The sequence below is a fragment of the Streptomyces xanthochromogenes genome (assembly GCF_014650455.1).
GTDB lineage: Bacteria > Actinomycetota > Actinomycetes > Streptomycetales > Streptomycetaceae > Streptomyces > Streptomyces xanthochromogenes.
Map to the genome: position 1 here is coordinate 18788 of NZ_BMUZ01000008.1, position 15185 is coordinate 33972.

At 73.0% G+C, this 15185-nt stretch carries 9 protein-coding genes; 7 read left to right on the forward strand and 2 right to left on the reverse strand.

All coding sequences use genetic code 11. The features are described 5' to 3' along the window. Positions 1 to 270 precede the first annotated feature (270 nt). Positions 271 to 1734 carry a M1 family metallopeptidase gene (locus IE267_RS21025; protein ID WP_189764247.1) on the forward strand — a complete coding sequence of 488 codons (1464 nt, stop codon included), beginning with the start codon at positions 271 to 273 and terminating at the stop codon, positions 1732 to 1734. Between the two features lie 240 nt (positions 1735 to 1974). Then, the gene (hflX, locus tag IE267_RS21030) at positions 1975 to 3477 is read left to right on the forward strand and encodes a GTPase HflX (RefSeq protein WP_161245466.1); all 1503 of its coding nucleotides are present in this window, start codon (positions 1975 to 1977) and stop codon (positions 3475 to 3477) included. Positions 3478 to 3581: 104 nt separating this feature from the next. Here hflX and IE267_RS21035 read toward each other — a convergent pair whose 3' ends face one another. Both IE267_RS21035 and IE267_RS21040 read right to left on the reverse strand, forming a co-directional pair. Then, positions 3582 to 4751 (reverse strand): trypsin-like serine peptidase, encoded by a 1170-nt coding sequence (locus tag IE267_RS21035; protein WP_189764248.1) that lies wholly within the window; start codon positions 4749 to 4751, stop codon positions 3582 to 3584. 169 nt (positions 4752 to 4920) lie between these two features. After that, positions 4921 to 6144 (reverse strand): trypsin-like serine peptidase, encoded by a 1224-nt coding sequence (locus tag IE267_RS21040; protein ID WP_189764249.1) that lies wholly within the window; start codon positions 6142 to 6144, stop codon positions 4921 to 4923. A 405-nt stretch (positions 6145 to 6549) separates the two neighbouring features. Between IE267_RS21040 and IE267_RS21045 the strand changes: the two genes are divergently transcribed. The 5 genes from IE267_RS21045 to IE267_RS21065 all read left to right on the forward strand — a co-directional run bounded on the left by IE267_RS21045 (position 6550) and on the right by IE267_RS21065 (position 14981). Next, positions 6550 to 7959 carry a diaminobutyrate--2-oxoglutarate transaminase family protein gene (locus IE267_RS21045; protein ID WP_189764250.1) on the forward strand — a complete coding sequence of 470 codons (1410 nt, stop codon included), beginning with the start codon at positions 6550 to 6552 and terminating at the stop codon, positions 7957 to 7959. A gap of 58 nt (positions 7960 to 8017) precedes the next feature. Beyond that, entirely contained in the window at positions 8018 to 9886 is a 1869-nt protein-coding gene (locus IE267_RS21050) for an IucA/IucC family protein (protein ID WP_189764251.1), read from the forward strand. Positions 9887 to 10240: 354 nt separating this feature from the next. After that, on the forward strand, positions 10241 to 11005 hold the full coding sequence (locus tag IE267_RS21055) for a GNAT family N-acetyltransferase (protein ID WP_229861369.1): 765 nt from the start codon (positions 10241 to 10243) through the stop codon (positions 11003 to 11005). 60 nt (positions 11006 to 11065) lie between these two features. Continuing rightward, positions 11066 to 12973, forward strand: a complete 1908-nt coding sequence (locus tag IE267_RS21060; RefSeq protein WP_373304576.1) for an IucA/IucC family protein — start codon at positions 11066 to 11068, stop codon at positions 12971 to 12973. A 37-nt stretch (positions 12974 to 13010) separates the two neighbouring features. Further along, the gene (locus tag IE267_RS21065; RefSeq protein ID WP_161253983.1) at positions 13011 to 14981 is read left to right on the forward strand and encodes an ATP-dependent DNA helicase; all 1971 of its coding nucleotides are present in this window, start codon (positions 13011 to 13013) and stop codon (positions 14979 to 14981) included. The last annotated feature ends 204 nt before the right edge of the window (positions 14982 to 15185 follow it).

Sequence of the window (15185 nt, forward strand, 5' to 3'; positions counted from 1 at the left end):
ATCTGACCTCTGCCCAGCGCTGTCTGACCTCCGGGCAGCGCCATCTGACGTCTGCCCAGCACCGTCTGACGCCTCTTCAGCTTCATCCGCAGTCGCCCGGCCCCGTCTGTCACCAGCCATCAGCCATCAGCCATCAGCCATCAGCCATTCGCCGTCCCCCGGCGCCCGTCGCACGCCCCCGTCGGTGGTCCGCGCCCCGGAGCCCCCCGTTCGGGTGGCGCTCATGCGCGTCGGCCGGGTGGGGCCCGCTCCCGCTGGTAGCGGTAGTCCATGCCGCTCACCCCCCGCCGTCCCCGTTCCCGCCGTCTGCGTGCCGTGCTGCTTGCCGCCGCGGCGGCGTCCGTAGTCGCCGCGGCGCTGCCCGCCCCGGTGCCGCTGGGCATCGGGGACCCGCTGTTCCCGCATCTGGGCAACCCCGGGTACGACGTCCTCTCGTACGACATCGGGCTGTCCTATCCGGGCAACAACAGCACGCCCCTGGAGGCCGTCACCACCATCGACGCCGTGGCGACCGACGGCCTGGAGCGGATCAACCTCGACTTCGCCCGGGGCACGGTGCACGGCGTCGAGGTCAACGGGCGGGCCGCGGACTTCGCGAGCGCCGACGAGGACCTCGTGATCACTCCGCAGGAACCCGTCCGCGTCGGCGAGCGGCTGCGGATCACCGTGCGGCACACCAGTGACCCGAAGGCGGCGACCGACGGCGGTTGGGTGCGCACCACCGACGGGCTGGTGATGGCCAACCAGGCCGACGCCGCCCACCGGGTGTTCCCCTGCAACGACCACCCGTCCGACAAGGCGTACTTCACCTTCCGCGTGTCCGCCCCGGCGGACGTGACGGTCGTCGCCAACGGGGTGCCGGCCGCCCGGGAGCGCCACGGCGGCCGGATCGTGTCGACGTACCGCAGCAGTCACCCCATGGCGACCGAGCTGGCCCAGGTGTCGATCGGGCGTTCGGCGGTGCTGCACCGCGAGGGGCCGCACGGGCTGCCGGTCCGCGATGTGGTCCCGGCCGTCGACAAGGACCGTCTCGAGCCGTGGCTGCAGAAGACGCCCGGGCACATCGAGTGGATGGAGCGTCAGGTCGGGCGGTACCCGTTCGAGACGTACGGGGTGCTCATCGCGGGCGCCGAGACCGGGTTCGAGCTGGAGACGCAGACCCTGTCGCTCTTCGAGCGGTCGCTGTTCGTGCGGCCCGAGTTCCCTGCCTGGTACGTCGACTCGGTGATGGTGCACGAGCTGGCCCACCACTGGTTCGGGGACAGCGTCACGCCCCGCTCGTGGTCGGACCTGTGGCTGAACGAGGGGCATGCCACCTGGTACGAGGCGCGCTACGCGGAGGAGTTCGGCAAGCACCCGATGGAGCGGCGGATGAAGAACGCCTACGCCCTGTCCGACGGCTGGCGAGCCGCGGGCGGGCCGCCGGCGGCGCCGCGGGCGACCGCGCCGGGCCAGAAGATCGGCATCTTCCGGCCGGTGGTCTACGACGGCAGCGCGCTGGTCCTGTACGCGCTGCGGGAGGAGATCGGGCCGAAGGCGTTCGACCGTCTTGAGCGGCGCTGGGTGCGCGACCACCGCGACTCGACGGCCTCGACGGCGGACTTCTCCGCCCTGGCCTCGGGGATCGCCGGCCGCGATCTGTCCGGCTTCTTCCGGGGGTGGCTGTACGGGGAGAAGACGCCGGCGATGCCCGGGCACCCCGACTGGCACAGCGCGACGCCCCGGCGCGCCTGACCGGTCACGGGCCGTGGCCCGATGGGCGCGGGGGCCGTGACCGGGGCCCCGCAGGGCCCGGAGGGCCGGAAAACCGGGATGACGGCCCTGGAGGCACCGTGCGACCATCGTTCACGTCGGCGGCGCTGCCGGGGCCGATTCCGTCCGGGAATCATTGGGGCTCATTACGCGTTGTGACCGACACAGCCGGAATCCCCCGCGGGGAGTCCGGTCCGGAATTCCAACGACGTAAAGGATCCAATGACCTCCTCTTCATCTTCTTCCCAGGACGAGCAGAGCTTCGCGGACACGCACCGCACCGAGAGCCTTCGGGCCGATGCCCTGATGGAAGAGGACGTCGCCTGGAGCCACGAGATCGACGGAGCGCGGGACGGCGAACAGCTGGACCGCTCCGAGCGTGCCGCCCTGCGGCGCGTGGCGGGCCTCTCCACCGAGCTCGAGGACGTCACCGAGGTCGAGTACCGGCAGCTGCGCCTGGAGCGCGTGGTGCTGGTCGGCGTCTGGACCACGGGGACGCTCAAGGACGCGGAGAACTCGCTCGCGGAGCTGGCGGCCCTCGCCGAGACGGCGGGCGCCCTGGTGCTGGACGGTGTCTACCAGCGCCGTGACAAGCCCGACCCGGCCACCTACATCGGCTCCGGCAAGGCGCAGGAGCTGCGGGACATCGTGCTGGAGACCGGCGCGGACACGGTGGTGTGCGACGGTGAGCTGAGCCCCGGCCAGCTGATCCACCTGGAAGACGTCGTCAAGGTGAAGGTGGTCGACCGGACCGCCCTGATCCTCGACATCTTCGCCCAGCACGCCAAGTCCCGAGAGGGCAAGGCGCAGGTGTCCCTGGCACAGATGCAGTACATGCTGCCGCGTCTGCGCGGCTGGGGTCAGTCGCTGTCCCGTCAGATGGGCGGCGGCGGCTCCAGCGGTGGCGGCGGCATGGCGACGCGTGGTCCCGGTGAGACCAAGATCGAGACGGACCGGCGGCGGATCCGCGAGAAGATGGCGAAGATGCGCCGGGAGATCGCGGAGATGAAGACCGGCCGCGAGATCAAGCGCCAGGAGCGCCGTCGCAACAAGGTGCCCTCGGTCGCCATCGCCGGTTACACCAACGCCGGAAAGTCCTCGCTGCTCAATCGCCTCACGGGCGCGGGCGTGCTGGTGGAGAACGCGCTGTTCGCCACCCTCGACCCGACCGTGCGCCGGGCCGAGACGCCCAGCGGGCGGCTGTACACGCTGGCCGACACCGTCGGGTTCGTCCGGCATCTGCCGCATCACCTGGTCGAGGCGTTCCGCTCCACCATGGAGGAGGTCGGCGACTCCGACCTGATCCTGCACGTGGTGGACGGCGCGCACCCGGACCCGGAGGAGCAGCTGGCCGCCGTGCGCGAGGTGATCCGTGACGTGGGTGCGGTGGACGTGCCGGAGATCGTCGTGATCAACAAGGCGGATGCGGCGGACCCGCTGGTCCTGCAGCGGCTGCTGCGGATCGAGCGGCATTCGATCGCGGTCTCGGCGCGTACCGGGGCGGGCATCGAGGAGCTGCTCGCGCTCATCGACACCGAACTGCCGCGCCCGCAGATCGAGATCGAGGCGCTGGTGCCCTATACGCACGGGCAGTTGGTCGCCCGGACGCACGCCGAGGGCGAGGTGATCTCCGAGGAGCACATCGCGGAGGGCACCGTGCTCAAGGCGCGGGTGCACGAGGCGCTCGCCGCCGAGCTCGCCCCGTATGTGCCGGCCGCGCACTGAGCGCACTTGACGCCGTAGTGCAGTAGTGCAGGCCGCGAGGCCCGCACCCCTCATCGCAGGGGTGCGGGCCTCGCGCCGTTCGGGGTCACGCGTGCGGCGGTGGGTTACCGGCCGCCGTACTTCGCGCTCATCGAGTCGAAGAGCGCCTTGGCGCCGGCGCCGAGCTGGGGTCCGGCCAGCCAGCCCGAAGTGACCGGGCCGATCGAGGTGTTGGAGACCAGCTGGGCCTTGCCGTCGGGGCCGTTCATGAACCAGCCGCCGCCGGAGGAGCCGCCGGTCATGGTGCAGCCGATGCGGTACATCGCGGGCGTGCCGGGGCTGATGGACAGCTGGCCGGGGCGGTCGACGCACTTGAACATCTGCAGGCCGTCGTAGGGGGGTGCGGCCGGGTAGCCCCAGGCGCCCATCGAGGCGACGGAGTGGGCCTTGGGGGCGGAGAAGTTGACGGTCAGCGCGTTGCCGACGGTCTCCTCCAGGGACTTGGTGCCGTTCTCCGGCTTCACGTGGAGGACCGCGTAGTCGTAGGGGGCGCCGGTGCCGCCGGTCGGGCCGCCGTTGTTGATCCACTCGCCGGACGTGGAGGCCCAGTCGGCCCAGAACACGCCGTAGGGCGCGATCTGTTGCGGCCGTGCGTTGTTGAGGGCGGCCGCCGACTTCCCCTGGTCGTTGTAGGAGGGCACGAAGGCGATGTTGCGGTACCAGCCGCCGGAGCCGCCCTGGTGGACGCAGTGGCCGGCGGTCCACACCATGTTGGACCTGCCGGGGTGGGCCGGGTCCTTCACGACGGTGCCGGAGCAGACCATGGGGCCCTCGGGGGAGTCGAAGAACACCTTGCCGACCGGGGCCGCGTAGTTGTGGTACGGCAGCTTCTCCTGGACGGCCCGGACGGGTGCGGGCTCCGGGTCGGAGATGCCGGTGCCGCCGCTCGCGTCACCGGCGGCCATGGTCTTCTGCGGGTCCTTGGCGGACTTCATCCGGTCGGGCTTCCACAGCCCGGCGATCTCCGGGTTGACGAAGTCCTTGGCCTCGCGCAGCCAGGTGTCCTTGTCCCAGTTCTTCCAGCCGCCGTTCTTGTACTTGTCCAGGTCGACCCCGTGTTTCTTGAGGGTGTCGGCGAGGTCGGACGGACCGCTGGAACCACCGCTCGGCCGGGCGGAGTCCGAGGCGGACGGCTTGCTGTCCGCGCCGTCCCCGCCCGGGCCGCACGCGGTGGCGGTCAGTGCGAGAGCCGCGGCCAGGCCGGAGACGGCGAGCAGCGGACGTATGGATCGCATGAAACGATTCCCCCTGGTGAGACTGCCCCCACGGGCAGGTGTTGCCATGTACTTGTCACGGTGGTGGGCGGACCGGTTCCCGGCCCCCCCACCACGGGCCCCCACTATGCCTGCTCGGCTCGCGGGGGACGCGCGGGGGTCCCGGCGTTCACAGGACCCCCGCACGGCACTACCGTCCGGCGTACTTGGTGCTCACCGAGTCGTAGACGCCCTTGGCCTCCTTGCCCAGGCGCGGTCCGGCCAGCCAGCCCGCGGTGACCGGGCCGATCGAGGTGTTGGAGACGAGCGAGGCCCTGCCGTCCGAGCCCGTGGCGATCCAGCCGCCGCCGGAGGAGCCGCCGGTCATGGTGCAGCCGATGCGGTACATCGTGGGCAGGCTCGCGGCCAGCGAGAGCCGGCCCGGCTTGTCCTTGCACTGGAACAGCTTCTGGCCGTCGTAAGGAGGCGCGGCCGGGAAGCCGTTGGCCGCCATGGAGCTGATCTTCGGCACGGCCGGGGCGTTGAAGTCGACGGGGAGCGCCCCACCGACCGTCTCCTCCAGGGACTTGCCGTTCGAGCCCTTCTCCGGCGTCACGTGCAGCACCGCGAAGTCGTACGGAGCACCCTGGCCGCCGGTCGGGCCGCCGCCCTCGATCCACTGCTGCGAGGTCTGCGCCCAGTCCGCCCAGTACACGCCGTACGGGGCGATCTGCTGCCGGGTGGCCTTCTGCAACTGGGCCGTCGGCAGGGCGGCGTTGTTGTACGAGGGGACGAAGGCGATGTTGCGGTACCAGCCGCCCTTGGCACCCGCGTGCACACAGTGGCCGGCGGTCCAGACCATGTTGGACTTGCCGGGGTGGGCCGGGTCCTGCACGACCGTCGCGGAGCACACCATCGAACCCTCGGGGCTGTCGAAGAACAGCTTGCCCAGCTCCGGCAGGTTCTGGTGGTACGGAGCCTTCACCGCGGCGGCCCTGACCGGCGCAGGGGCCGGGTCCGTGATGCCCTTGTCGCCGGAGATGTCGTGAGGGACGGACTCCTTGGGAGGCTTGTCCGCCTTGCGCATCCGGTCCGGGTCCCACAGGCCCTGGATGATCGGGTTCACGTAGTCCTTGGCCTCACGCAGCCAGGTGGCCCTGTCCCAGTTCCGCCATGCGCCGTTCTTCCACTTGTCCAGGTCGATCCCGTGCTTCTTGAGCTGGTCCAACACATCGCTGGGGATCTGCAGTTGGCCGGTGGCGCTCGCGGTCGCGGAGGCCGACGGCTTGCTGTCGGCCGTGGAGTCGCCGGGTCCGCAGGCGGTGGCGGTCAGCGCCAGCGCGGCCGTCAGACCGAAGGCCGCGAGGGCCGGCGAGACCTTGCGGCGCGTTCCCCTCCCCGTGCGCTCGGCGCTGGACGGGCGTATGGGTCGCATGTCGAATTCCCCCTGGAACTTCGTCTTCACAGCGTCTTCGTCTTCTGCACTCGTGGAACGTGTGGAACGCGTCGAGCTCTCGAACCGCGGCACCGGGGCCCGATGCCGTGATGCGGCCCCCACTATGCCGGTGCCGGTGGGGACGGTCGGCGGCAGGGCCGCGGTTCCGTCCCGACCTCCACGCCCGCCCCCACCGGCGGGACGGTCCCCGCCGACGGGGCGCGCGTCCGGGTGCCCGGGTAAGGCGAACCTTGCTTCGGAGCAAGGAACTTGCGCGCGGCCCGTGATCCGGGGCTGCCGACGTCGTTGGTACGTACGGGGGACATCAGCACAGCGTTCAGCGTGGGCGTACGAGTCGCGCAACGGACGCGACACGGAACCGTCACAGCGGGAGGACCAGCAGTCGTGGCCGTGACCGAACCAGCAATGACGGCACTGCCCGGTGCCCACGAGGGAATCCTGCGCAGGCAGTCCCTCCGGGAGTCGGCGGCCCGCACCTATGCGCGCTCGCTGCCCATCGTGCCCGTGCGGGCACGCGGGCTGACCATCGAGGGCGCGGACGGGCGGCGCTACCTCGACTGCCTCTCCGGCGCGGGGACACTGGCGCTCGGCCACAACCACCCCGTGGTGCTCGAAGCGATCCGCAGGGTCCTCGACTCGGGAGCCCCGCTGCACGTCCTCGACCTCGCGACGCCGGTCAAGGACGCCTTCACCACGGAACTCTTCGCCACCCTGCCGCGCGAACTCGCCGAGCACGGCCGGATCCAGTTCTGCGGACCGGCCGGCACGGACGCCGTGGAAGCGGCCCTGAAACTGGTGCGCACCGCCACCGGACGCACCGGCATGCTCGCCTTCGACGGCGCCTACCACGGCATGACCGCCGGCGCCCTCGCCGTCTCCGGCGGCGCCCACGACGTCCGGGTGACGCGGCTGCCCTACCCGCACAACTACCGCTGCCCGTACGGGGTGGGCGGCGAACGCGGGGCCGAACTCGCCGCCCGCTGGACCGAGCACCTCCTGGACGACCCCAAGGGCGGTGTCCCCACCCCGGCCGGAATGATCGTCGAGCCGGTGCAGGGGGAGGGCGGGGTGAACCCGGCGCCCGACGCCTGGCTGCGCCGGATGCGGGAGATCACCGCGAGCCGCTCCATCCCGCTGATCGCCGACGAGGTGCAGACGGGCGTCGGCCGCACCGGCACCTTCTGGGCCGTCGAGCACAGCGGGATCGTGCCCGATGTGATGGTGCTCTCCAAGGCCATCGGCGGCTCGCTGCCGCTCGCCGTGATCGTCTACCGCGACAGTCTCGACGTGTGGAAACCGGGCGCCCACGCCGGCACGTTCCGCGGCAACCAGCTCGCCATGGCGGCGGGCGCCGCCACCCTCGCCCACGTCCGCGAGAACGGGCTCGCCGACCGGGCCGCCGTCCTCGGGGCGCGCATGCTCGGCCAGTTGCAGGGGCTCGCCGCCGACCAACCCTGCATCGGTGACGTACGGGGCCGGGGCCTGATGATCGGCGTCGAACTCGTCGACCCCGCGCGCGAGGACCTCAGCTCCGGGAACCCGGCGCCCCCCGACCCCGCCCTCGCCGCCGCCGTCCAGCGCGAGTGCCTGCGCCGTGGCCTCATCGTCGAACTCGGCGGCCGGCACTCCAGCGTCGTACGGCTGCTGCCGCCGCTCACCCTCACCGACGAGCAGGCCGTGGCCGTCCTCGACCGGCTCGCCGACGCCGTGGCCGCCGCCGCCCGCACCCCGCACGCGGGGGCCGACGCGGAGGCCGGCGCGCACCGCCGCGCCGGAACCGGACCGGCCCACTGACCCACGACCGCCCCACGACCTCCCAGGACCACCCCGCGAACTCCCGAGGAAGACCGCCGTGAACCCCACCCCCGCACCCGACGCGCCCGAGGCCGAAGGCCCCCTCGGCGCCCACCGCGGCCCGCTCGTCGCCGAGCCGACGAGCGTGCCGCGCCAGAAGGCCGGGATCCACGGCGAACGACTGACCGGCCCGACCGGCCCGGACCCGCTCGACGACGCCGACCCCGAGGCCGCGGCCGAAGCGGCCGCCGTCGAGAACCTGCTGCGCTGCTGGGTGCGGGAGAACGACCTGGCCGCACCCGACGGCCCGCTCCTGCGCATCACGCTGCCCGCCAGCGGCACCGCGCTGCTGGTGCCCGTGCCGTACTGGTCGCCCACCGGCTGGCACCGGTTCGCCCGGCCCGCCCTGCACGGCGGCACGGCCGGTGCCCCGCCGGCCGACGCCGTCACCGTCGCCGCTCTCCTCGGCCGGGAGGCGGGCCTGAGCGGGGGCGCCGACCTGGTGGGCCGCGTCGCCGACTCGGTGCGCCGCACCGCGGACTTCATCGCCGACCGGCGCAGCCGACCCGGCCCGCGCGAGGACGCCGACCTCTTCCTCACCGCGGAACAGTCCCTGCTCCTCGGCCACCCCCTGCACCCCACCCCGAAGAGCCGCGAGGGCCTGTCCGAGACGGAAGTGCGCCGCTACTCACCCGAGTTGCGCGGCTCCTTCCCGCTGCACTGGCTGGCGGCCGACCCCGCCGTCCTCGCCTGCGACTCCGCCTGGACCGAGGGCGGCCGCACCATCGGCGCCGCCCAGCTCGCGCTCCGGTTCGCCGACGGCCTCCAACTCCCGCCCGGCACCGTCCCGTTGCCCCTGCACCCCTGGCAGGCCCGCGACGTCGCCCAGCGCCCCGACGTCGCCGCCCTCCTCGACGCCGGGCTCCTGCACGACCTGGGCCCGCACGGCGAACACTGGCACCCCACGTCGTCCGTCCGCACCGTGCACCGCCCCGGCGCCGACGCCATGCTCAAGCTGTCGCTCGGCGTACGCATCACCAACTCCCGTCGCGAGAACCTCCGCAAGGAACTCCACCGGGGCGTGGAGGTCCACCGGTTGCTTCGGGCCGGCCTGGGCGAGGAATGGCAGGCCGCCCACCCCTGCTTCGACATCGTCCGCGACCCCGCCTGGCTCGCCGTCGACACCCCGGACGGCGAGCCGCTGCCGGGCCTCGACGTGGTGGTGCGCCACAACCCGTTCGCGCCCGGCGACGACGCCGTCTGCATCGCCGCCCTCACCGCGCCGCGCCCCATGCCGGGCCGCACCGCGATGCACTCGCGCCTCGCCGATGTCGTGGGCCGGCTCGCCGCCCGCACCGGCCGCCCCGCCACCGCCGTGAGCGCCGAGTGGTTCCTGCGCTATCTCGACCAGGTCGTACGCCCGCTGCTCTGGCTGGACGGCACGGCGGGCATCGCCCTGGAGGCGCACCAGCAGAACACCCTCGTCCTGCTCGACCCCGACGGCTGGCCCGTCGGCGGCCGCTACCGCGACAACCAGGGCTACTACTTCCGCGAGTCGCACCGCGCGGCCCTGGAGCGCCGCCTTCCCGGCATCGGCGCCACCAGCGACACGTTCGTGCCCGACGCCGTCACCGACGAACGCTTCGCCTACTACCTCGGCATCAACAACATCCTCGGCCTCATCGGGGCCTTCGGCGCCCAGCACCTCGCCGACGAACGCGTCCTGCTCGCCGCCCTGCGGCAGTTCCTCGCCAGGGCCACCGGCCTCGGCTCGCCCCTGTCCGCTCAACTGCTCGACAGCGCGACCCTGCGCTGCAAGGCCAACCTGCTGACCCGGCTGCACGGCCTCGACGAACTCGTCGGCCCGGTCGACACCCAGTCCGTCTACGTCACCATCACCAACCCCCTTCACACCAACGGGACTTGACCCGTACGCACTGCTGAGAGGAGCGTCGCCGTGCCCCCCACCGATGCGAGCACCGACGCCGGCGCAGGCCCCGGCCCCCTACCGGGGGAGGCGGCCGACGACACCCTGGACCTGGAGCTGCCCGACGAACTGGTCGCCCTGTTCGACGCCGACAGCCCCGCGCCGCACACCCCGGCCGCGGACGCGCCCGGCCCCGGCGACCTCGACCCGGCTGACCCCGGCCCGGCGCACCCCGGCCCTGGCGAAGGCGACGGGCCGGCCGCCGAAGCCCGAGCCGGCACCGGCACCGGCGCCGGACCGCTACCCGTACCGGGGGCAGCGCCCCCACCGGGGCTCGCACGCCCGCCCGGAGCCGTGCCCCCGCCGGCGCTCGCCGCGGCGACGACCAGCGCGTCCCCTGCGGAGCCGGAGCCGGGCCCGGCCCACGGCCCGGCCCCCGTGCCGGGAGGCGGCTCGGTGGCGGGATGGCCGGGCGGCCCCCGGCCGGACCTGCCCGCCGCGGTGCCACACCTGCCCGCCCCGGTGCCACACCGGCCCGCCGCGGCGCCGGACCTGCTCGACTCACCCCGTGACTGGGCTCCCGCCGCCACGCCCTTCGGCTCGTTCGACCTCGTCCCCGTGCGTCTCGATCGTGACCTCGCCCTCCTCGCCCAGTGGATGAACGACCCCGCCGTGGCCGCCTTCTGGGAGCTCGCGGGACCCGATTCCGTCACCGCCGCCCATCTGCGCGACCAACTGGACGGCGACGGCCGCAGCGTGCCCTGTCTCGGTGTGCTCGACGGAACTCCCATGAGCTACTGGGAGATCTACCGGGCCGACCTGGACCCGCTGGCCCGGCACTATCCGGCCCGCCCGCACGACACCGGTGTCCATCTGCTCATCGGCGCCGTCGCCGACCGCGGCCGGGGCGTCGGCACCACCCTGCTCAGGGCCGTCGCCGACCTGATCCTCGACAACCGTCCACGGTGCCCCCGCGTGATCGCCGAACCCGATCTGCGCAACACCCCCTCCGTCTCCGCGTTCCTCGGCGCCGGCTTCCGCTTCCACGCGGAAGTCGACCTGCCCGACAAGCGGGCCGCCCTGATGGTCCGCGACCGCGCGCTCAGGAACCTGCTGTGAACGCCCCGCCGCTCCGCATACACCCCCAGTCCCGAATCGGTCCCACCCCGAGGAGTCTTCGTGCCGAACCCTGCTTCCCCCCGTGACTCCCGCGGACCCCTCGACGCCCCGGTCCCGCCCGGGCTGCTGGCCCCGCCCGAGCTGAACCGCGAGGCCTGGGACCGCGCGGGACGCCTCCTCCTCGCGAAGATGATCGGCGCCTTCGCGTACGAGGAGATCGTGCGTCCCACGGTAGAACCCGCCACTGACAATCCCGGCTCCGCCGGCGAAGGCAGAGGTCACTACGGGTTCGCCCTGGACGACGGCAGCACCGTCACGTTCCTCGCCCGGCGCGGCGCCTACGGCGGCTGGCAGGTGGACCCCGATTCGGTGCGGCGGACCGGGCGGGCCGCCCCGGCGGACGAGCAGGCGGGCCGCCCCCTCCCGCCGCCCGAGCCCTTCACCGACCCCGTCCGGTTCCTCGCGCTCGCCCGCCGCACCCTGGGCGTCGACGGCGCCACCTTCGGCCACCTCGTACGGGAACTCACCGCCACCCTCGCCGCGGACACCCGGCTGCACTCCACCGCGCTGCCCGTGGCCCGCCTCGCCGACCTCGGGTACGCGGAGCTGGAGGGCCACCAGACCGGGCACCCGTGGCTCGTGCTCAACAAGGGGCGGCTCGGCTTCTCCGCCGACGACGCCGCACGCTGGAGCCCGGAGGCCCGCACCCCGGCCGCGCTGCCCTGGATCGCCGTCCGCACCGACCTCGCCGGCTACCGGGGCGTCGAGTCGCTCGCCACACCGGACCGCCTCTACGCACGCGAACTCGACGCCCCCGTACGTGAGGCGTTCGCCGCCGCGCTGCGGGCCCGGGGCCTGGACCCGGCGGCGTACCTCTACCTGCCGATCCACCCCTGGCAGTGGACGGAGATGATCCTTCCGTTGTTCGCCCCGGCCGTGGCCGACCAGGCGATCGTGCCGCTGCCCAGCGACGGCGATGTACGCCTGCCGCAGCAGTCCATCCGCACCTTCCTCAACCTCTCTCGCCCCGAGCGCCACACGGTGAAACTGCCGCTGTCCATCCTCAACACCCTGGTCTGGCGCGGCCTGCCGACCGAGCGTACGGTGGCCGCGCCCGCCGTCACGGCCTGGGTGCAGGGCCTGTGCGAGCGGGACGCCTTCCTGCGGGACGAGTGCCGGGTGATCCTGCTCGGCGAGGTCGCCTCCGTCGCCGTGGAGCACCCGGTCTACGACCGCGTCACCGAAGTCCCCTACCAGTACAAGGAGTTGCTGGGGGCGATCTGGCGCGAGCCGCTGCCGCCCAGGCTCGCGCCGGGGGAGCGGGCCCGCACCCTTGCCGCACTGCTGCACACCGACCCCCAGGGGCGGGCCTTCACGGCCGAACTCGTCGCCCGCTCGGGCCTGGCGCCCACGGTGTGGCTGCGGCGCCTGTTCAGCGCCCTGCTGCCGCCGCTGCTGCGCTTCCTCTACCGGTACGGGACCGTCTTCTCGCCGCACGGGGAGAACGCCATCGTCGTCTTCGACGGCCAGGACGTGCCCGTACGCCTGGCGATCAAGGACTTCGTCGACGACATCAACGTGAGCGCCGAGCACCTTCCCGAGCACGACTCGATGCCCGACGACGTCCGCGAGGTCCTGCTCACCGAGGAGCCCTCCTTCCTGACCCAGTTCATTCATTCGGGGCTCTTCGTGGGCGTCTTCCGGTTCCTGGCCCCGCTGTGCGAGGACCAACTGGGCGTCCCGGAGGCCGAGTTCTGGGCCCTGGTGCGCGACGAGATCGTGCGCCATCAGGCCCGCTTCCCCGACGAGAAGGAGCGCTACGAGACGTTCGACCTGCTCACACCCCGCATCGACCGGCTCTGTCTGAACCGGAACCGACTGCACACCGACGGCTACCGGGACCGGCCCGAGCGGCCGCACGCCACCGTGCACGGCACCGTGGCGAACCCCCTCGCGACAGCGGAGTGATCGGATTGTCAGTGGCGAGCCTTAGGCTGGTCCGGCTATGACGAAGCCTTCACTCCCCGAGCTCCTGCACGCCGCCGTCACCGCCGTCGGCGGCGTGGAGCGGCCTGGCCAGGTCACCATGGCCACGGCTGTCGCCGACGCGGTCGACGACAGCTCCCACCTGCTGGTCCAGGCCGGGACGGGCACCGGAAAGTCCCTCGGCTATCTGGTGCCCGCCCTGGCGCACGGGGAGCGCGTCGTGATCGCGACGGCGACGCTCGCGCTGCAGCGCCAGCTCGTGGAGCGCGACCTGCCGCGCACGGTGGACGCGCTGCATCCGCTGCTGCGCCGCCGTCCCCAGTTCGCCATGCTCAAGGGCCGCTCCAACTACCTCTGTCTGCACCGCCTGCACGAGGGTGCGCCGCAGGACGAGGACGAGGGGCTCTTCGACCAGTTCGAGTCGGCCGCGCCCACCAGCAAGCTGGGCCAGGACCTCCTCAGGATGCGGGACTGGGCGGACGAGACGGAGACCGGCGACCGGGACGACCTGACCCCGGGCGTCTCCGACAAGGCGTGGAGCCAGGTCTCGGTGTCGTCGCGCGAGTGCCTGGGCGCCACGAAGTGCGCGTACGGGGCGGAGTGCTTCGCGGAGATGGCCCGGGAGCGCGCCAAGCTCTCCGACGTCGTCGTCACCAACCACGCGCTGCTCGCCATCGACGCGATCGAGGGCGCCCCGGTGCTGCCGCAGCACGAGGTCCTCATCGTCGACGAGGCGCACGAGCTGGTCTCCCGGGTCACCGGCGTCGCCACCGGCGAGCTCACCCCCGGCCAGGTCAACCGGGCGGTGCGGCGCAGCGCCAAGCTTGTCAACGAGAAGGTCGCCGACGGGCTGCAGACGGCAGCCGAGGGTTTCGAGCGGGTCATGGAGCTGGCCCTGCCCGGCCGTCTGGAGGAGGTCCCGGAGGACCTCGGCTACGCCTTGATGGCGTTGCGCGACGCGGCCCGCGAGGTAGTCTCGGCGCTCGGCGCCACCCGCGACAAGTCCGTCCAGGACGAGGACGCCGTGCGCAAGCAGGCCCTGGCGATGCTGGAGACGGTGCACGGCGTGGCGGAGCGCATCACCAACGGCTCCGAGTGGGACGTCGTCTGGTACGAGCGCCACGACCGCTTCGGCGCCTCGCTGCGGGTCGCCCCGCTCTCGGTGTCGGGCCTGCTCAGGGAGAAGCTGTTCACGGACCGCTCGGTCGTGCTGACCTCGGCCACGCTCAAGCTCGGCGGGGACTTCAACGGGGTGGGTGCGTCCCTCGGCCTGTCCCCGGAGGGCACCGAGGGCGACGATGTGCCGCAGTGGAAGGGCCTGGACGTCGGCTCCCCCTTCGACTACCCCAAGCAGGGCATCCTGTACGTCGCGAAGCACCTGGCCACCCCGGGGCGGGAGGGTTCGCGCGGCGACATGATGGACGAGCTGGCCGAGCTGGTGGAGGCTGCCGGTGGCCGCACGCTGGGCCTGTTCTCCTCGATGCGGGCCGCCCAGGCCGCCGCCGAGGAGCTCAGGGGCCGCCTCGACAACCCCATCCTGCTGCAGGGTGAGGAGACGCTGGGTGAGCTGATCAAGACCTTCGCCGCCGATCCGAAGACCTGTCTGTTCGGCACGCTGTCGCTGTGGCAGGGCGTCGACGTGCCGGGCCCGAGCTGCCAGCTGGTGGTGATGGACCGCATTCCGTTCCCGCGGCCGGACGACCCGCTGATGAGCGCCCGCCAGAAGGCGGTCGAGGAGGGCGGCGGCAACGGCTTCATGGCCGTGGCGGCCACGCATGCCGCGCTGCTCATGGCCCAGGGCGCCGGCCGCCTCGTCCGGGCGACCGGGGACCGGGGGGTGGTCGCGGTGCTCGACCCGCGGCTCGCCAACGCCCGCTACGGCAGCTATCTGCGGGCCTCGCTGCCCGACTTCTGGTACACCACGGACCGCAATCAGGCGCGGCGCTCGCTCGCGGCGATCGACGCGGCGGCCCGGGCCGACGGCAAGTAGCACCGCGCGGGGTGGCACCGAGCGGGCACGGGAGCGGACGGACGGGAGCGGGGCCGAGTGCCTCCGGCGCTGTTCCGCCCCCGGAGGGCAGTACCGGAGGGCAGTGCCGGAAGCCAGTACCGGAGACGGCACGGGCCGGGGACAGGGCAGGGCCCCGGGACCGGCGCAGGAGGTCCCGGGGCCCGGTTCAGAGCCGGCGGAGGG